14 protein-coding genes and 1 pseudogene are annotated in these 18420 nt (G+C 44.0%); 11 read left to right on the plus strand and 4 right to left on the minus strand.

Features of this window, described 5'->3' with window-relative positions; genetic code table 11:
• Window positions 1–174 precede the first annotated feature (174 nt).
• Window positions 175–1956, plus strand: a complete 1782-nt coding sequence (locus JMY06_RS06005; RefSeq protein ID WP_201617144.1) for an acyl-CoA dehydrogenase C-terminal domain-containing protein — start codon at window positions 175–177, stop codon at window positions 1954–1956.
• A gap of 314 nt (window positions 1957–2270) precedes the next feature.
• The gene (locus JMY06_RS06010; RefSeq protein WP_201617145.1) at window positions 2271–4733 is read left to right on the plus strand and encodes a site-specific recombinase; all 2463 of its coding nucleotides are present in this window, start codon (window positions 2271–2273) and stop codon (window positions 4731–4733) included.
• Window positions 4734–4785: 52 nt separating this feature from the next.
• Here the strand turns inward: JMY06_RS06010 and JMY06_RS06015 are convergent, their stop codons facing one another.
• The 3 genes from JMY06_RS06015 to pdxA all read right to left on the minus strand — a co-directional run bounded on the left by JMY06_RS06015 (window position 4786) and on the right by pdxA (window position 7814).
• Complete coding sequence (locus tag JMY06_RS06015; RefSeq protein WP_201525998.1) at window positions 4786–5622, minus strand: symmetrical bis(5'-nucleosyl)-tetraphosphatase; 837 nt, start codon at window positions 5620–5622, stop codon at window positions 4786–4788.
• Window positions 5623–5699: 77 nt separating this feature from the next.
• The gene (gene rsmA / locus JMY06_RS06020; RefSeq protein WP_201617147.1) at window positions 5700–6563 is read right to left on the minus strand and encodes a 16S rRNA (adenine(1518)-N(6)/adenine(1519)-N(6))-dimethyltransferase RsmA; all 864 of its coding nucleotides are present in this window, start codon (window positions 6561–6563) and stop codon (window positions 5700–5702) included.
• Between the two features lie 156 nt (window positions 6564–6719).
• Window positions 6720–7814, minus strand: a complete 1095-nt coding sequence (gene pdxA / locus JMY06_RS06025; RefSeq protein WP_201617148.1) for a 4-hydroxythreonine-4-phosphate dehydrogenase PdxA — start codon at window positions 7812–7814, stop codon at window positions 6720–6722.
• Window positions 7815–8146: 332 nt separating this feature from the next.
• Between pdxA and dnaB the strand changes: the two genes are divergently transcribed.
• The 3 genes from dnaB to argF all read left to right on the plus strand — a co-directional run bounded on the left by dnaB (window position 8147) and on the right by argF (window position 11966).
• Complete coding sequence (dnaB, locus tag JMY06_RS06030; RefSeq protein ID WP_201525995.1) at window positions 8147–9547, plus strand: replicative DNA helicase; 1401 nt, start codon at window positions 8147–8149, stop codon at window positions 9545–9547.
• Window positions 9548–9728: 181 nt separating this feature from the next.
• Window positions 9729–10835, plus strand: coding sequence for an alanine racemase (alr, locus tag JMY06_RS06035; RefSeq protein ID WP_201525994.1), 1107 nt, complete (start codon window positions 9729–9731; stop codon window positions 10833–10835).
• 207 nt (window positions 10836–11042) lie between these two features.
• Window positions 11043–11966 (plus strand): ornithine carbamoyltransferase, encoded by a 924-nt coding sequence (argF, locus tag JMY06_RS06040; protein ID WP_201525993.1) that lies wholly within the window; start codon window positions 11043–11045, stop codon window positions 11964–11966.
• Between the two features lie 115 nt (window positions 11967–12081).
• On the opposite strand, the gene rpiA is transcribed toward argF, so the two are convergent.
• Window positions 12082–12741 (minus strand): ribose-5-phosphate isomerase RpiA, encoded by a 660-nt coding sequence (rpiA, locus tag JMY06_RS06045; protein ID WP_201617150.1) that lies wholly within the window; start codon window positions 12739–12741, stop codon window positions 12082–12084.
• A gap of 353 nt (window positions 12742–13094) precedes the next feature.
• Between rpiA and ilvA the strand changes: the two genes are divergently transcribed.
• The 6 genes and pseudogenes from ilvA to JMY06_RS06075 all read left to right on the plus strand — a co-directional run bounded on the left by ilvA (window position 13095) and on the right by JMY06_RS06075 (window position 18283).
• Window positions 13095–14648 carry a threonine ammonia-lyase, biosynthetic gene (gene ilvA, locus JMY06_RS06050; RefSeq protein ID WP_201617152.1) on the plus strand — a complete coding sequence of 518 codons (1554 nt, stop codon included), beginning with the start codon at window positions 13095–13097 and terminating at the stop codon, window positions 14646–14648.
• 26 nt (window positions 14649–14674) lie between these two features.
• A pseudogene (locus JMY06_RS06055) lies at window positions 14675–14811 on the plus strand (excalibur calcium-binding domain-containing protein); the annotation flags it as partial.
• Between the two features lie 117 nt (window positions 14812–14928).
• A complete protein-coding gene (locus JMY06_RS06060; protein WP_201525989.1) occupies window positions 14929–15369 on the plus strand; it encodes an RNA-binding S4 domain-containing protein in 441 nt (146 codons plus the stop codon).
• Window positions 15370–15599: 230 nt separating this feature from the next.
• Complete coding sequence (locus JMY06_RS06065; protein WP_201525988.1) at window positions 15600–16097, plus strand: low molecular weight protein-tyrosine-phosphatase; 498 nt, start codon at window positions 15600–15602, stop codon at window positions 16095–16097.
• Between the two features lie 301 nt (window positions 16098–16398).
• The gene (gene murB, locus JMY06_RS06070) at window positions 16399–17523 is read left to right on the plus strand and encodes a UDP-N-acetylmuramate dehydrogenase (protein WP_201617162.1); all 1125 of its coding nucleotides are present in this window, start codon (window positions 16399–16401) and stop codon (window positions 17521–17523) included.
• Window positions 17513–18283 carry a YdcF family protein gene (locus JMY06_RS06075; protein WP_201525986.1) on the plus strand — a complete coding sequence of 257 codons (771 nt, stop codon included), beginning with the start codon at window positions 17513–17515 and terminating at the stop codon, window positions 18281–18283. The genes murB and JMY06_RS06075 overlap by 11 nt, the downstream gene beginning before the upstream one ends.
• Window positions 18284–18420 lie beyond the last annotated feature (137 nt).

Genomic DNA, 18420 nt, shown 5'->3' on the forward strand with positions numbered 1-18420 from the left:
TAGTGCTCTTGCAATGAATAGTAACTTTCGGTGCACGCACAATTCACGAAGAGATACACAAGCCTATCTGCAAATTTGCTAAACTTTAGCTATCAATTATTAATATTAAACCAATAAAACAATTGAAAAACCTAACAAACTTAATTCTTATTCATTTGGATCAAAGGAATATTTATGTCTATTTATAATGCTCCCCTCAATGACATGCGCTTCATATTAACGGATGTTTTTAAAGCCCATGAGTTCTGGAAAAATAATGATAATTTGTCTCATGTTGACATGGAAACGGTCGATATGATTTTAGAAGAAATGGCAAAGTTGTCTAAGAACGTCATGCTGCCTATTAACCGCAGCGGTGATGAAGAAGGCGCAACCTATCAAGGTGACGGTGTGGTAACCACTCCTGAAGGCTTTAAAGACGCCTATAAGCAATATGCTGAGTCAGGCTGGGTTGGCCTTGGGGGTAATCCTGAATACGGCGGTCAAGGGTTCCCAAAAATGGTCACTATGCTGACCGAAGAGATGATTTACACCACCAACCAATCTTTTGCTCTCTACCCCAACCTCACTGTTGGCGCAACCCTGTGCCTAAATGCGGCGGCTTCAGAGGAGCAAAAGCAAACCTATCTAGAAAAAATGTATTCGGGCGAATGGTCAGGTACGATGTGCTTAACTGAGCCTCATGCCGGTACTGATTTGGGTATTATTAAAACCAAAGCCGTGCCTAATAATGATGGCAGCTTTAATATCTCTGGTACCAAAATTTTCATTACCGGCGGTGAGCACGATTTAACAGAAAATATTATTCATTTGGTATTGGCAAAAACCCCAGATGCGCCAGAAGGCTCCAAGGGTATTTCCCTATTCATCGTTCCAAAATTCTTGGTCAATGAAGACGGCAGCTTAGGCGAGCGCAATACGCTAGCAGCAGGCTCTATTGAGCATAAAATGGGCATCAAAGCGTCAGCCACTTGCGTCATGAATTTCGATGGGGCTAAAGGTTGGATGGTTGGAACTGAAAATACCGGTCTATCAACCATGTTTATTATGATGAACTATGAACGCGTGACTATGGGTCTACAAGGTCTGGGTGGCTCTGAGCTGGCCTATCAAAATGCGGCGCTCTATGCCATGGATCGTGGTCAAGGTCGTAGCGATACCCAAATTCAAAGCCCTGAAAAGCCCGCGGATGCTATTATTTATCATGCTGATGTGCGCCGGATGCTGTTGAATGCCAAGGCCAACTCTGAGGCGGCACGTTGCTTTGCGATGTATGTCGCCAAGCAACTCGATACCGAAAAATTCAGCACGGACCCAGAAGCTGCGCAAATTGCCGCTGCTCGTGTGGCCTTATTAACGCCCGTTGCCAAAGCCTTTTTAACTGATAAAGGTTTAGAGGCCACTATCGATTGCCAGCAAGTCTTTGGTGGTCATGGTTATATTCGAGAATGGGGCATGGAGCAAATCGTACGTGATACCCGTATCGCACAGATTTATGAAGGCGCAAATGGTATTCAGGCGCTTGACTTATTAGGCCGTAAAGTTGCTCGTAACGATGGTAAATACATCACCAATTTCTTAGGTGAAATTCGAGATTTTGTTAATGCGATGCAAGCGAACCACGGTATCAAGCAAGCCACCTTAGAGGCGACCGATACTGTTGAAGAGTTGACTAAAACTGTCCTTGCTAATATTAGTGTCCGTAAAAGTGAAATCAATGGCTGTGCAGTCGACTACATGCATGCGTTCGGCTATCTATGCTACTCGTACATGTTCGCCATGATGGTAGAAGCCGCTGACGGTAAAGAGGGCGAGTTTTATACCAATAAAGCCAAGCTTGCGGATTACTTCGTCGGTCGTATCTTGCCGCGTATTGACGCTCATGCGCAAATGGTAAAAGCGGGTAGTGATCCGATGATGAACTTCGATCTTGATTACTTTGGTGCCTCTGTTTAGCATTTTAAATAGTTATTCATTACCGTATTAATAATAAAATATCAAGAAGGACAGTCTCGTTACTGTCCTTTTTTTTGCCAAAAAACAACTACTAACAAAATAATTGATTATCAATATGCGGTTCAGATTAAAATACCTCAAACTATACAGTTATTGCCTGCGCGTCCCTTCTCGCTCATAAAACACTTAGCTATAAAAAATACTTATTAATTAATAGTTATCCTTGAGCGCTATTTAACCAATTCTTCAATTGGTTTTATTGGCATCAATTCTGTGCGAGTCATACCCATTCAAATAACAATAAAGGCTACAGTGTGCCAGAGATAAAACGCATTTTACAGCAGATAACTGCCTTAAGTGATGTGCCTGATCCGTCAGTGCTCAAACGCTTAATTGATGAGCTTCGAGTCAATGATAAGGAGCTGGTGCTTGCCAATAAAAATATTCAGACACTCATTAATATTTTGCAGCAGCACCCAGAGTATGCGGACGGGCTGGCTAGCTTTGTATTAACGCTCATTACTCAATATCGCCAAATTGCCTTGTATACCGATACCGGTATCATGTCAGATGAAGGATTTTTTAGTAGTTTTCGGCGCTTAATCGGTCACCGGTTTTTACCGTTATTACCCCAAGATGATTCGGTGGTTGAGCTGATTGGTTATTTATTCGATAAACGCTCTGATGAGCGCTGGCTGGCGAGCATAGATAAAGACAAGTGGGATGCACTGGTTGAATTACTCAAAGTTGAAGAAGAACGTTTAAATTTAGTTGCCACCGCTAAAAACAATATTTTGAACGCGATTATTATTTTATCTTATCGTATTAGTGGTATTGGTCTGCATCCAGACTTGATGGAATCTTATCCGCAAATACTTAATTATTCAGCGGCTTTTGTCGCACAAAATCAGGAAGCGGTCTTATTCGTCAATCAATATCGGCAAGCGCACGAGTTGGATAATTTGACTGATATTATCCCTGAGCAAGCCGTTAGCTCAGCACCCCTATTGGTCATGCTTGAGCAATGTGAAGACATCGTCGCCACAGTGCGCAAGCGTATTTATAAAACGGGTATCTCCATACGTTTAACCAACATGATGCTACGCCTTGATCAAAGCTTGCAACGCGTGCGCATCTTGACCAAGCTGGTTTCTGTCGATGGCCCTAGGCGTGATGGCGCCATCATTGAGCTGATTCAAACGCTAGTGGTTACTGCCAATCGTCGTTATAGTATTGGCTATCTGATTGATAATAATACTAAGCTGTTGTCACGAAAAGTGACCGAAAATGCCAGCCGCGTTGGTGAACACTATATCAGCACGGATAGATCTGGCTATCAGCAGATGTTTAAAAAGGCGTCTATCGGCGGCTTTGTTATTGCCTTTATGGCGACCACTAAGATATTGGCCTATGAGTTAGCCATTGCGCCGATGGTTCGCGCTTTTGTGAATAGTATGATTTATGGGTTGGGCTTTGTGTTTATCCATGTTATCCACGGTACTGTCGCTACTAAACAGCCAGCGATGACCGCGGCCGCTATAGCTTCAACTATATCTGAGGGCTCTGGTAAAAAGTCGCATCAGCTTACTAAACTGTCTGAGTTGGTAGTGGATATTTTACGTACGCAGTTTATCGCTATTATGGGCAACATTATGCTCGCTATACCGGTCGCATTGATTATCTCTTATGCATTTTTACAATATACCGGTGCACCGATGATTAATACTGATAAGGCAGCGCATTTGCTCCATGACCTTGACCCTTTCCGCTCATTAGCACTGCCGCATGCTGCTATCGCTGGGGTCTATTTATTCTTATCCGGTCTTATTGCGGGCTACTATGATAATTTAGCCATTTATAACCAAATTGGTGCGCGTATACGTCGGCATCGTCTGCTAAAAATCCTATTGCCTGAAGCCTGGCTGCAGCGCTTATGCGGCTTTATAGAAGCCAATCTTGGCGCTATTATGGGTAACTTTATTTTTGGGGTCTTTTTAGGCAGTACCGCCACTATTGGCTTCTTGTTTGGGTTGCCGATTGATATTCGCCATATTGCCTTTGCTTCAGCCAACTTAGCACATGGCTTATTCAACTTATCCTCCACGCAAATGAGCTGGCCGTTAATTTTATTGTCCATTCTTGGGGTGGCGCTGATTGGTATGGTGAACTTAATGGTGAGCTTTTCTCTGGCATTGCTCGTGGCGCTGCGCTCTAAAGAAGTGCGTGTCTTTGAATGGAGCCGTTTGACCAAGCTTATTTTTAGCCATGTTATTACCCATCCCTCAGACTTTTTTTGGCCGCGTAATAAGCCAATGAAATATGCGCGTATTGATAGCAGAGGTCATATGATTTTTGAGGACAACTCTGCGCAAAAAGGTGGCAAACCGCTGCCCAGTAATTATGTAGTGCGCCGCTTATCGGATGTCAAAGTACTCCCTGAATCTATGAAAGCGAGCGCAACGGACATCTATTACGGCAACCAACCTCAAAATGATGAAGCCAGTGCAGGGCAAGCAAGCCATACCACGTTATCTAATGGTGCACCCAAAAAGGTAGTCGACCTAGACGATGGGCTAATAGATGAAGAGCTAAATAGCGTCCCCTACAGCGATGACATTCAATATGATAAAACCACTAAGACGCTAGGAGCGATTGGTGGTGGCAAAAATCATAGCTCAGACAATAGTATTTATACCTCAAACCCCGACAGCAAAGCTGCTGGAGATGCCAAGACTCCCTTACCAAAACCTAAAAAGCCGCCCAAACTGCCCAATTAATTTGGATAGTATTGAGCGACCAATAAGGTTAGATAGGATAACTTCAGCTTATCTATGGCTTAGGACATTTTGCGCTTGAGGTGATGACTTTGCCATCACTTAAGCGATACGCCAATAGATGATTACCCCAAACGCAGCCGCCATCGATCGCTCGTGCATAAGGCAAATCAACGTTGCCTTTTAGCGCTGCCCAATGGCCGAATAATATCTTACGCTCACGTGGTACTTGCCATTCAAACCATGGTAAAAAGTCATCCGGCATCGCATCATTAAGGCTGGAGTTGAACGTAAACTCTAGCGTACCATCCTGCTTACATAAGCGCATGCGAGTAAAATAATTGGCAATGGCCCGTATCTTGTCAAAACCATTAATACCCTCATGCCAATCATCTGCTGTTTTGCGATATAAATGCGGCAGCATTCTATCAAGCTGATACAAACTGCTTTGCAGCTGTGTTTCTAACTGATGCGCATAATCTGCGGCATCATCTAAACTCCAATGCGGCGGAATACCGGCATGTACCAACACCGTATGCGCATCAGGATAAGCCAGTATTGGCTGATAGCGTAACCATTCCAATAGCTCTTCTGTATCATCCGCTGCAAAAATCGGCGCGGTCTTGTCTTTTTTGCGTATCTTAGTCGCACCGCGCCATACCGCCAGCAAGTTTAAATCATGGTTGCCAAGGACGGTTGCTGCCGCCCCTTGCTCACACAGCGCCTTGACATCGCGCAAGGTATTCAACGAATCCTCCCCGCGCGCGACCAAATCACCGGCAAACCATAATTTATCTTGGCTGGGATCAAAATTCAATGTTTTAAGTAACTGACGATACGCGCCATAACAACCTTGTAAGTCGCCGATGACATATTGTTGACGAAAAATCATAATCACTCAATTGTTTCTTATTATTGAAATATAGGACTGGTATTTATGTTTAAAAACTCAAGTTATAGCGTTAAAAATTAGACTCCTACTTGCTGAGCCTGATTGCTTAACGCCACAAAGTCACTGACGCTTAGCGTTTCTGGACGGGCTTGTGGATCAATACCACAAGCAGCAAAATCATCTTCGCTGAGGGTTGGCAGTAAGGTTGATTTCTTGAAGATAGCACGTAGGGTCTTACGGCGATGATTGAAAGTCTCACGCACCACAAGGGCAAAGTACTCTTCATCTTCTGCGACCACTGGCTTGTTGATATGCGGCATCAGACGAAAGACTGCACTGGTAACTTTCGGCGGCGGATTGAACGCGCCTCTAGGCACCGTCAACAAATAATCAGTATCGCAATGATACTGCATAATAACTGATAGGCGCCCATAGATCTTGCTGCCCACATCAGCTGTAATACGCTCGACCACTTCTTTTTGCAGCATAAAATGCATGTCTTCGATGACATCGGCATAACTGAGCAAATGAAACAATATCGGGGTGGAGATATTGTAAGGTAGATTACCTACCACCCGCAGCTTACCGCGCTCGGGGCTATAAAACTCACGATAATCGACATGCATAGCATTAGCTTTGACAATCGTAAAATTGGGATGGCTGTTGGCGCCGATACGAATACGCAAGCTATCGGCCAAATCACGATCCAGCTCAACTACAGTCATAGCATCAACTTCAGCCAGTAGCGGCTCAGTCAAAGCGCCCATACCGGGACCAATTTCTATCAGATTATCATCACGGTTTAGGCGAATACTATCAACAATTTGGCGGATAATGCTGCCGTCATGTAAGAAGTTTTGACCAAAGCGTTTTCGTGGTTGGTGTTTGGCTGTTCGCAAACTGGCAGCGAGTGTCTTAGCGTCAAACGAATTTATGGACATAAAAAGTTCTTAATTATTATTAACGTTAAATTATACCACAGCTAATAATCAGGCTGTATTTAGCAATGGGATTAATTCTTTATAGCCTTTAATAAAAACCTGCTTAACAGGCTATAACTATTGATGACGCTAGATGCCTATTAATAATGGCAACTTTTATGCTGGCAGCAGTGCTTTATTGGCCATCTCATCGGCCATCACTAAAGCTTGGTATAAGCTAGTAGCACTCGCACCGCCGCGACCTGCTAAATCAAGAGCCGTCCCATGATCGACTGAAGTACGAATATAAGGCAAACCTAAGGTTAAATTAACCGTATCACCGAAACCGTGAGACTTTAAGACCGGTAGACCTTGGTCATGGAACATGGCAATAACGCCATCACACTCGTTAAGATGCCTTGGTGTAAATAGTGTATCCGCTGGCATCGCCTCTGATATATCCGCCCCCGCTGCTATAAACTCCTGCAAGACCGGATTGATGATATCAATCTCTTCCATGCCTAAGTGCCCACCTTCGCCTGCATGCGGGTTAAGACCACAAACTAAAATGCGTGGATGCGTCAGACCAAACTTTGACTGCATATCATCCAGTACAATTTGTACCGTCTGCCGGACATTTTCTTTGGTAATAGCCGCAGGAACGTCTTTGAGGGCTAAATGGGTGGTTACTAACGCCACTTTCATCGCTTCATTAGCCAGCATCATTACTACTTTATCACAGCCACTTTGCTGCATAAAAAACTCAGTATGACCGCTAAACATGGTGCCATTTAACAGCTTAATATCAGCATCAATCAGTGCCGATTTCTGTAATGGACCGGTGACAATAGCCGCTACTGTGTTACTTGCCGCTAGCTGATGCGCGACTTCTAACTGCTTAGCGACCATCGCTGAATTATTGATATCAATCTGTCCGGCAACGACCGGCGCTGGGCAAGGAATACTCAGTACTATAAAGGCGCTATTTGACGCATCGCTATTTACTTTATCGTTATTTAGTTTATCGCTATCACTATCATTGGCAGTGGTTAGCTCAGTAATGTCTTCGACAGTTTGCCACTGTGGACAGGTTGTTAATATACCTGCTGCCATTAATTTATCCGCACGGTCTTGCAGAGCAATAGCATCCGCCGTTACCCAAATAGGCCGTGCAAAATCTTGTAACTTGCCTTCTTGTGCTAAAAGCAATACCACGTCCATGCCAATGCCGGCAGGTTCGCCAGTAGTAATCAGTAACGGTAGTTTTTGCATAATATAAACATCCTTATTAGTAGGGTAAATATCGGTTTTTATTGTGTTTTTTATTTAAATTTTAATTTTGTAATTCGTATCTGAATTGGTAATTCAAGCGCGTGAGCTGACTGATTGTTATACAGAAATTTGGCATAACAGAACTCAGAACAGCCATAATGTGGTAGACTTCCGCTTCTGATTGTAGCATCAATCTACTAAAATTTAAGATACGTTTTAGTACACCAATCGTAGACAAACAACACATTCTTGACCGAAAATGATTACTTTTCTTATATTAAGTTTTGAATACCGACTTATAAAATACTGACTTATACATAAATTAGGCACTCATGGCAGACACCGAAAAAACTGACGACTTACTCAATCAGCAACCACCGCATAATATTGATATCGAAAAAGCATTGTTGGCTTCTTTGATGAGTATTGAAGAAGCGTATGACAAGATTGCTGACATTGTCACCAATGACGACTTTTATGCCGGACGCCATCAGCATATTTTTGCAGCTATTGCCCACCTAGCAGCAGTAAACGAGCCGTATGATACGGTAATGGTTCATGATTGGCTTGAAGCTCAAAAACTGCTCAAAAGCGCTGGCGGTGACAGCTACTTAGCCGATATTTTAAGCCAAAGCCCTGCGACTCTATTTAACCTGACCGCCTATGCTCAGCGTGTGCGTGAGTTATCAACCTTACGCCAGCTAATCACCACTGGCAATGACATGCTGACTTTAGCTTATAACCCGAAAGACCAGTCAGTGAGTGATATTTTAGATAGCGTTGAGGCCAAAGTTTTTAGCATCAATGAGCAGCATAATAAGCGTGCTGAGCAGCGCGGGCCCGTTGGCATCACCTCAGTATTGACCAACGTTATTGATAAGATTCAAGAGCTTAAATCTAACCCTGATGGCATGATTGGTCTACAAACCCCTTTTGCTGAGCTTAATAATAAAACTCAAGGTCTACAAGCAGGCGATTTGGTTATTGTCGCGGCACGTCCTTCTATGGGTAAAACTACTTTTGCGATGAACTTGGCAGAAGGTATTTTATTTAATGAAGACTTGCCGGTGGTGGTGTTTTCGATGGAGATGCCAGCGGAATCAATCGTCATGCGTCTATTGTCATCATGGGGCGCGATTAATCAAACCCATCTGCGCTCAGGCCAAATGAATGAAGATGAATGGGCCAAGATGATGAACGCTATTCAACATTTGCAATCTAAGCAGCTATATATTGATGACAGTACCGCCCTACCACCATCAGAATTGCGTTCTCGTTGCCGCCGTATCGCCAAAAACCATGACGGTAAGTTAGGCGCTATCATTGTCGATTATCTACAATTAATGAAGGTTCCGGGTCTTGATACTAACCGTGTGGGAGAAATCTCGGAGATTTCACGTAGCCTTAAAGCCCTAGCGCGTGAGCTTGAATGCCCAGTGATTGCGCTATCGCAGCTTAACCGTAGCTTGGAGAACCGTCCGAATAAGCGTCCTATTATGTCAGATTTGCGTGAGTCTGGTGCCATCGAGCAGGATGCCGATTTGATTATGTTTATCTACCGCGACGAAGTTTATAATGAAAACTCAGACCACAAAGGCATCGCTGAAATTATTATAGGTAAGCAGCGTAATGGTCCTATCGGCACCTTACGCTTGGCTTTTGAAGGACAGTTTACGCGCTTTACTAACTTAACCCCTGAATATTATCAAGGCGCTAGTTTTGATGATGAGTAATGCTCACTGATGACCGACCTTTAACGAAGCATTTTAAGTTTAATAAAGTACTCAAAGCATATTTCATCAAGCATTTAAGAACGCAATTAATAAGAAGCTGCTCCTGATAGTAAATCGCTGTTAACGAGAATAGCTTTGACTCATCAAGAGCTCTACCACCCTGCCAACCAAGAAGTCAACTATGCGCACCGCTACGATTACCATCCATCCTGCCGCTATCACTCATAATTTAAATCAAGTCAAACAACGCGCTCCTAACGCCAAAGTTTTGGCCATGGTCAAGGCCAACGCCTATGGTCATGGGGTCAAGGCTGTCCTGCCAGCATTGCAGCAAGCAGATGGGCTGGGTGTTGCTACTTTTTCTGAAGCGTTGGAGGCAAGGCAATTGGGTTGGGATAAAATAATTGGCTTAATTGAAGGGGTGTTTTGCGCTGATGAGTGGCAACAGGCTATCGACTATGATTGTAGCTGCGTGATTCACCATGCACCGCAGCTACAATGGGCGCTTGATAATATACCAAAGGTAGATAGCCCAACGCGGCAGGTATGGCTAAAATACAATACTGGCATGAACCGTCTGGGTTTTGATGATAATACTATCGTACCAGTAGCGGAACAATTACATGCTGCAGGTTATCAGCTGATTCTAACCACTCATTTTGCTAATGCTAATGACCGTGACCATCCCTTAAATACTGTCCAAATACAGCGTTTCTCTAGCATGCTAAAGATATTGCAAGAGACTGTCTATTCTGATATTAAAGGCTCACTATGTAATTCGGCCGGTATTGTCAATTTTACTGACTACCATTACGATTGGGTACGCCCCGGCATTATGTTATATGGCAGCTCGCCAGTTAATTATAAATGTGCTACTGACTTAGACTTACAACCAGCAATGGATTTTAGCGCACAAATCATAGCCTTGCAGACGCTTAACGTGGGCGACGCTATCGGCTATGGCAGCCGCTGGACTGCTCCTAAAGAGACTAGGATTGCCCTCATCAGTATCGGCTATGGTGATGGCTATCCGCGCCTATTCAATGAAGGCGCTTATGTTTGCCTCATCGATGAAGCAAGTGAGCAAAGCTTTATATGCCCTATCCGCGGCCAAGTGGCAATGGATATGATTGTCATTGATGTGAGTGATGTTCCTACAGATATTGCCCTAAATAGTAAAGTGATCCTGTGGGGCACTATGCCGCACGTTGACGAAGTAGCTGCCCATGCCGGTACTATTGGCTATGAGCTACTGTGCCGATTGAGCGCTCGTCCAAAACGTATCTAAGTTTAGTTGCCACGCTTAGTTGCAACCATCCTTTAAGTGGTCGAGAGCTATATTTATTTTGGTGCAATCTGACGTTTACATTGCTCGTAATTGCGCTATACTAAAAGTTTGTTGTCACCACGGCATGGCTATTTAGACATGAGCGTTCCACCCTGCCACTGACGGCTGATAACGTTTCGTTTATTTTGCTTGCCTGCTAGGATTGCTATGAGTTTGCGCCATTTTTTAACCTTATCTGATTTAACCAAACAAGAACTAGAAAATCTTATCAAACGCGCTAGCGAATTGCGTAAAATGCAGCATGCCGGCGAGGTTTATCAGCCCTTTGTTGGCCGTACGCTGGGTATGATTTTTGAAAAATCATCAACTCGTACCCGTATCTCTTTCGAGACTGGCATGGGCCAATTTGGTGGTAGCGCTATATTTTTATCGCCAAATGACACTCAGCTTGGTCGCGGTGAGCCGCTTGAGGACTCAGCTCGAGTTATCTCTAGCATGGTTGACATTATTATGATTCGCACCTTTGGCCACGAAAAAGTTGAAACCTTTGCAGAATATTCCAACGTACCCATTATCAATGCCTTAACTGATGAATTTCACCCTTGCCAGCTGCTTGCTGATATGCAAACCTATTATGAGCATCGCGGTAGTATCGAAAATAAGATTGTCACTTGGGTTGGTGACGGCAATAATATGTGCGCATCTTACATGCAAGCTGCCAATCAATTTGGCTTCCAATTACGCGTGGCTGCCCCTTATGGCTTTGAGCCTGATCCAAAACTAATGGAGCATTTCTCTCATTGCGTGAGCTTGGTCCCAGATGTACAAGAGGCGGCAAAAGACTCAAATCTTATCGTTACCGACGTTTGGGCCAGTATGGGTCAAGAGTCCGAACAGAGCACCCGTGCGCGCCGATTTGCACCTTATCAAGTCACGCCGTCATTACTAGACAAAGCTGATCCAGAAGTGGTGTTTATGCATTGCTTGCCAGCCCATCGCGGCGAAGAGATCTCCCATGACATGCTTGATGATCCACGCTCGGTAGTTTGGGATGAAGCCGAGAACCGTCTACATGCGCAAAAAGCCTTAATGGAGTTTTTATTAAAAGATAAGATTAAATTGCCTACCTAAAGATATTGTGAAAACACTATTATTCTAAAATAATAGCGTCAAAAAGGCAGATTACTTATGTAATCTGCCTTTTTTATTGTTTAAATATCTTGCAGTTTAGATTATTAATAAAAAATTAACGCGCTAGAGTATCAACCCCAGCAATACTGGCTTTTAATAAAATATCCGCTTGGTTAGCCGCAAAGATCCCATTACAGACTACGCCAACAATATTATTTAATTGTTGCTCAAGCTCAAGTGGATTGCTAACATCCAAATCATAAGTATCCAAAATAACATTGCCATAATCGGTGACAAAGCCTTCACGATAGACCGGTTCGCCGCCCAACTGTGCTAATTGGCGCGCCACATAAGAGCGTGCTTGTGGTAACACCTCAATAGGTACTGGGAATTTGCGCCCAAGGAGCTCAACCATTTTGCTGTCATCGACCATACATATAAATTTATTAGAAGCCGCAGCAACGATTTTTTCACGAGTGAGTGCCCCGCCGCCGCCTTTAATCAATTGCAGATTTGCATTCACTTCATCCGCGCCATCAATATAAACATCCAGTGTACCCGCAAAGTTTAAATCGACTATCTCTATTCCAAGGGCGCGAAGCTTATCTTCAGTGACTTGTGAGCTGGCAACTGCACCGGCAAGCCTGAGGCTGGGCAATAACTCAATTAGGCAGTTCACGGTACTGCCCGTTCCTACGCCTAGTATCATATCGTCTTCGATATAACGTAATGCGGCCTTGGCAGCGGCTTGCTTTTGTGCGTGCTGATCGCTCATTATAAATCCTTGGCAAGGTAAACTTATCACTATAAAAGAGGTAAAATGCGTGGCTATTATAACTGATATCGCTAACCGCTGGCTATGACGGATGTCAGCGTGATGCTGATTTTAATTGAGACACTGTTTGGTTGCCATATAGTTATTATTTAGGCACTATTTAGTCGCTATTTAAACTCTATTTATAAGTAACTTTTATTACAAAGCAAGCTATAAAGCAGATTACCCAGCGCAAATGATATTAAATATTGCATTTGCGTCTTGCAAGATGCCAAAAATCAGCATAGGCTAATCTATTTCACTTTTATACTCATTCATTATCTGTTTATTAATTACTTATATTAGGAGTCATTATGCTGTCACACTGGGTACGAGCCATTTTGCAAGCCACCGTTTATGACGTCGCCATTCAAACCCCACTTGAGCCTGCACCCAAACTGACCCAGCGTTTTGCTAATGATATTCGTCTTAAGCGCGAAGACTTGCAACCGGTTTTTTCGTTTAAATTACGCGGGGCTTATAACCGTATCAGTCAATTAAGCGACGAACAAAAGGCGCATGGTGTTATCTGTGCCTCCGCCGGCAATCACGCGCAAGGCGTGGCTTATTCTGCACGGAAACTGTCTTTAAAGAACGTTATCGTCATGCCGACCACCACGCCTGATATTAAAGTTGATGCCGTCAAGGCCTTAGGCGGCAATGTCGATTTGCATGGCGATAGCTTTGATGAGGCCAACCGCTACGCCATCGACCGCGCTGAGCGTGAAGGTTTAACCTTTATTCCGCCATACGACGATGAGCTGGTCATCGCCGGCCAAGGTACCATTGGACTTGAGCTGACCCAGCAATGGCGCAATATGGATTATGTCTTCGTGGCAGTAGGCGGCGGCGGTCTTATCTCAGGCATTGCCGCATTCCTAGGCGAAGTGGCGCCTCACGTGAAAGTCATCGCAGTAGAAGCTGAGCAATCTGCCTGTCTACAAGCGGCTCTTAAAGCTGGCGAGCGGGTAAAACTGGAACAAGTCGGCTTGTTCGTTGATGGAGTGGCCGTAGCACAAATTGGCGAGTTACCGTTTGACGTTATCCGTACCCGAAAAAGCGATCACTCAGGACCTATTGTCGAGCCGGAAGTGATTACTTGTACCAATGATGAAGTCTGCGCCGCTATCAAAGATGTGTTTGAAGAAAATCGCAGTATCGTTGAGCCAGCTGGGGCGCTATCTGTTGCTGGTATGAAAAAATATATCAAAGCCAATAATCTACAAGATAAAAATTGCGTCGGCATCATTTGTGGCGCTAATATGAACTTTGACCGCTTGCGTTATATCGCTGAACGTACTGAGATTGGCGAGAAAAAAGAAGCTATCTTTGCAGTGACTATTCCTGAAAAGACGGGGGCATTCTTAGACTTCTGCCGTAGCCTACACGGCCGTAATATCACCGAATTTAACTACCGTGCAGACAACCAACTATCACCAGATTCGATGGATCCTGCGGCTATCTTTGTTGGTATTGCCTTAAAAGAAGGCGATAAAGAGCGTCAAACGATTAGCAAGCAATTAGCAGCAGATGGCTATCCGGCACATGATTTAACCGAGGATGATATCGCCAAATCTCATATTCGTCATTTGATTGGTGGTCATGCTCATGTAGAAAACGAGCAATTATTAAAAATAACTTTCCCTGAAAGACCGGGTGCGCTATTAACCTTTTTAGAGAAATTGGGCGATGACTTCAATATTACCCTGTTCCATTATCGCAATCATGGCGCTGCTGAAGGTCGAGTATTGGTAGGTCTACAAGCCTCTGAGAGCAATTCACGCCTGCTACAAGATGCGCTACTCGATATCGGCTATGAGTGTACGACTATCAATGACAATATTGGTTATCAGTTTTTTTTAAAGTAGTAATAGATTTAATAGGCTTGTAAAGCTTCACCTGTGATGGTGAGAGCGCTGTTCACAAATGACGTCATGTGCAGAAGCAACCTATTTCGTACAACATTATCCTAATACCAAAATGGATGGCAATAATGACGGTATTCCTTGTGAACAGCAGTGGTGCAAGTAACTCATGGCAGTACAAAGAAATATGCGATTTATTCAATGTTTTGATAGTGCACCGCTCTTTTAATTGATAAAAAAACCACCATTATTGTCTTACGTTATTGATATCAGTGAGTTTTTAATGAGTAAACATAATAAGAATCACAATCAGCCTAGTCACAGTCAACCTAATGCCGTGCGTATGCGCATTGATAAATGGCTGTGGGCCGCGCGTTTTTATCGCACCCGCACCCTTGCTAAAGAAGCCATCGAAAGTGGACGTGTGCATTATGCGGGCAGTCGCGTCAAGACCAGTAAAGAGGTCGCTATTGGCGATGAGCTTAACATTAGGCAAGGCTCCGCCACTGCTATGACTGAAAAAACCGTCATCGTCGAGGCACTGACCCTCCAGCGCGGCAATGCCAGTGCCGCTCAAGTGCTCTATACAGAGACTGATGATAGCATTGAGCGTCGCGCTTATCATAGCGAGCAGCGTAAACTCGCCAATCTTGCCCGTCCTGATAATAAGCCCAATAAGAAAGAGCGTCGTGATTTGCAGCGTTTCAAAAGCAATCAGGATTAAAGAAAAAGAAGAGTTTATCTAAATATTAGGTAAGCTCAGTATTAGTGGTAAGCTAGACAACAGGATCAATTCAATGAATGACCCTGTTATTTGGTTTAGACTCTTGCCAAGCACCTTATTAACCGTTACGCTGAGAGCTGATTTACTTAACTACTTGCATGCTAATAAGCCGCACTATCAGTGCTGGTTTCTTATGGCATGTTTTTTTTGCTGTCATGAAAGGTCATACTATGCTGATTAAAGCGTCTACTCCATCGTCTGTATTGTTGGTTTGTTTGGGCAATATTTGCAGATCACCGACCGCCGAAGAAATTTTCCGTCAGCAAGCAGCTATTGCGGGGCTTGCTATGAAGGTAGACTCAGCAGGTACAGGGGACTGGCATATTGGTCATGCACCCGATGAGCGGGCGCAGCGTCATGCAAAAGCACACGGATACAACATCAGTAAGCTAAAAGCACGCCAAGTGACTGCAGATGACTTTCGTAACTTTGATTTGATTTTGGCTATGGACGCACAGAACCTAGCCGACCTACAAGTCATTAAAGATGGCATTACAAATACGGATAATACTTTGGCCAAACTGTCATTATTTAGTGAAGAAGACCCAACCTATGCCGGCGATGATGTACCCGACCCCTATCAAGGCGATAGTCATGCTTTTGAGGAAGTGATTGAACGTATTGAGTCCAGCTCGCAAGCTTGGATTAAAAGCTGGAAAACCACTTAGGTTTTCGGTTCTTTAGCGACTGTTCGTTCTTTAACTACCACTTATTTTTGACGACTACTTGCGAGTGTAAAGCCAAACGCGGTAGTCTAATAAAATTTAGTTAGTTCACCTACTTTTATACTGGGCATCATTTATAATATTCTCTGTATTGATTATTATCTCACTTTTGAAACTATTTAATTTTACTGTAATTTAAGTATCATGTAGTCTAAATACTTTATAATTATTGTGCTTTATGGCTTAATCACCTTACCGATTAAATACTATCGACTTCTTATTTATTCGCCAAATAGGCCGTTTTATGACTCCAGCTTTGCGCCCTACTTTCAGTGTTGAACATAGCTCATCATATAATCTAGCGTGTGATTTATCGCGTGCGAATACTATGGCACTAGCTTGCGTGGCGGACACCGTTGTGACCTTAACGGATGAGGCGCAGCTCGATGATTTCATGGCGGCTTATTTAGCGAGCGTTGATGAGCGTAAGCCATTATTTGTATTGTCAGGCGGCAGTAATGTGCTCCTGCCAGAAAAGCTGCATGCTACTGTATTGCGCCCCCAGATGCGTGGTATTGACATTATTGCACAGACGCAAGATTATATAGATATCGAAGTTATGGCTGGTGAGAACTGGCATGATCTAGTCGTGCATACTGTCGCTCAAGGCTGGTACGGATTGGAGAATTTGGCGCTGATACCTGGATTAACCGGTGCCGCTCCTGTCCAAAACATTGGGGCGTATGGTGTGCAGTTGGATGACTGCCTACAATATGTCCGCGCTTATCATTTGCCCAGTAATACTTGGCATCATTTATCGGCCACAGATTGCGAATTTGGCTATCGTGATAGTATTTTTAAACGGACGCCTAATATGTGGCTAATTAGTCGCGTGGGCTTTCGTTTACATACTGACGCGACTAAAATTTTGGCAAGTTACGGCGATGTAAAAACAGTTGCACAGACTTATGCTGAGCAGCACGGACGCCAGCAACCGACGCCAGCGGATGTGATGCAAGCAATTATCGATATCCGCCAGCAAAAACTACCAGACCCTAAGCAATTGCCCAATTGTGGTAGTTTTTTTCAAAACCCTATTATCAATCAAACCCAATTTAGCTCGCTGCAAACCTCTTATCCTAACATTGTTGGCTACCCTATGCCGGATGCTACCATTAAAGTTGCGGCAGGCTGGCTTATTGAACAGGTAGGATTAAAAGGCGGCGGCATCGCTCCGGTGTTCACTCATAACCAACAAGCGCTGGTCTTGACCAATCACAACCCCTGCCACGCCACTCAAGAGGATGTCGCCAACGCTCAAAACCATATTGCCAGCTGCGTTTATGAAAAATTTTCGATCACCTTAGCGCGTGAGCCAGTTTGGGTTAACGCCAATGGGTCGATTGGGCATGGCAAGTATGTGGTTTAAACGGCGGTGGTCTAAGCGCTTTTGGCGTTATTATCTGCGCTCAGCTGAGCGTACGATTAAAGTATTTCGTATTATTAATATTACTTTTGTGCTCGGCTCAGCCATTATTATCGTGGTGCTGATTAGTTTATTCACCCCAGTATTTTCGCGTACTGTTGTTTATATTTTGAACCATTTACCGCTGCCGACTATGACTGGGCCAGCGATGAGCTCATCGCCTACCGCATATGTGATTCTTGGTGGCGGCCTTACCAATGATCATGAAAATAACATCATCTTAAACGGATATAGTCTCAATCGTGTTCGTACCGCAGCGGCTGCTTACCATGATCTACCACTGCCTGTAGTATTGAGCGGGGCTGAAGCGCCTTGGTTTGGGCAATGGCTTCTTGAGCATGGCATCGATGGGATTATTAGTGAGAATGCAAGCATGAACACTTGCGAAAATGCACGCTTTACTGCCAAGCGCATTCCCTTACATCATATCTACCTTATTACTGACAGCTATCATATGGCTCGTGCTCGTCGGCAGTTTGCGTTAAGTAACATCAATAGCACCCCGATTAACGCCCCATTACCCGTCAAGCGTGATTGGATGGAACCTGCTCAAAACTTAAGCCATTCACGCCGCGCAGTATATGAAGTTGCCGCCTATCTACGCGATGTACTGCGACCGCAGTCAGACTGTCGCCGTGCTAAAGATGTCACCACGGAGCAACTACTAACGCCCAGAGGCAAAAGCGTGAAGACTTTTAATTAAACGCTTTGATTAAATATTTCCATTAAAGCCTACTTATACCTACCATCAATTTACTCATGACTGATATGTGTACTAATCATTCATTATGTGGCTAAACAGCGTATAATAGGCGCACTGCTTATACGAAAATCGCCCGC

Source organism: Psychrobacter urativorans, from assembly GCF_904846675.1.
Taxonomy (GTDB): Bacteria; Pseudomonadota; Gammaproteobacteria; order Pseudomonadales; family Moraxellaceae; genus Psychrobacter; species Psychrobacter urativorans_B.

Excerpts from the sequence above, each read along its gene's own strand:
- rsmA (WP_201617147.1), bottom strand. The coding sequence starts at position 6,563 with ATGTCCATAAATTCGTTTGACGCTAAGACACTCGCTGCCAGTTTGCGA.
- dnaB (WP_201525995.1), top strand. The coding sequence starts at position 8,147 with ATGGCAGACACCGAAAAAACTGACGACTTACTCAATCAGCAACCACCG.
- argF (WP_201525993.1), top strand. The coding sequence starts at position 11,043 with ATGAGTTTGCGCCATTTTTTAACCTTATCTGATTTAACCAAACAAGAA.
- JMY06_RS06015 (WP_201525998.1), bottom strand. The coding sequence starts at position 5,622 with ATGATTTTTCGTCAACAATATGTCATCGGCGACTTACAAGGTTGTTAT.
- alr (WP_201525994.1), top strand. The coding sequence starts at position 9,729 with ATGCGCACCGCTACGATTACCATCCATCCTGCCGCTATCACTCATAAT.
- JMY06_RS06075 (WP_201525986.1), top strand. The coding sequence starts at position 17,513 with ATGTGGTTTAAACGGCGGTGGTCTAAGCGCTTTTGGCGTTATTATCTG.
- JMY06_RS06005 (WP_201617144.1), top strand. The coding sequence starts at position 175 with ATGTCTATTTATAATGCTCCCCTCAATGACATGCGCTTCATATTAACG.
- JMY06_RS06065 (WP_201525988.1), top strand. The coding sequence starts at position 15,600 with ATGCTGATTAAAGCGTCTACTCCATCGTCTGTATTGTTGGTTTGTTTG.
- JMY06_RS06060 (WP_201525989.1), top strand. The coding sequence starts at position 14,929 with ATGAGTAAACATAATAAGAATCACAATCAGCCTAGTCACAGTCAACCT.
- rpiA (WP_201617150.1), bottom strand. The coding sequence starts at position 12,741 with ATGAGCGATCAGCACGCACAAAAGCAAGCCGCTGCCAAGGCCGCATTA.
- murB (WP_201617162.1), top strand. The coding sequence starts at position 16,399 with ATGACTCCAGCTTTGCGCCCTACTTTCAGTGTTGAACATAGCTCATCA.
- pdxA (WP_201617148.1), bottom strand. The coding sequence starts at position 7,814 with ATGCAAAAACTACCGTTACTGATTACTACTGGCGAACCTGCCGGCATT.
- ilvA (WP_201617152.1), top strand. The coding sequence starts at position 13,095 with ATGCTGTCACACTGGGTACGAGCCATTTTGCAAGCCACCGTTTATGAC.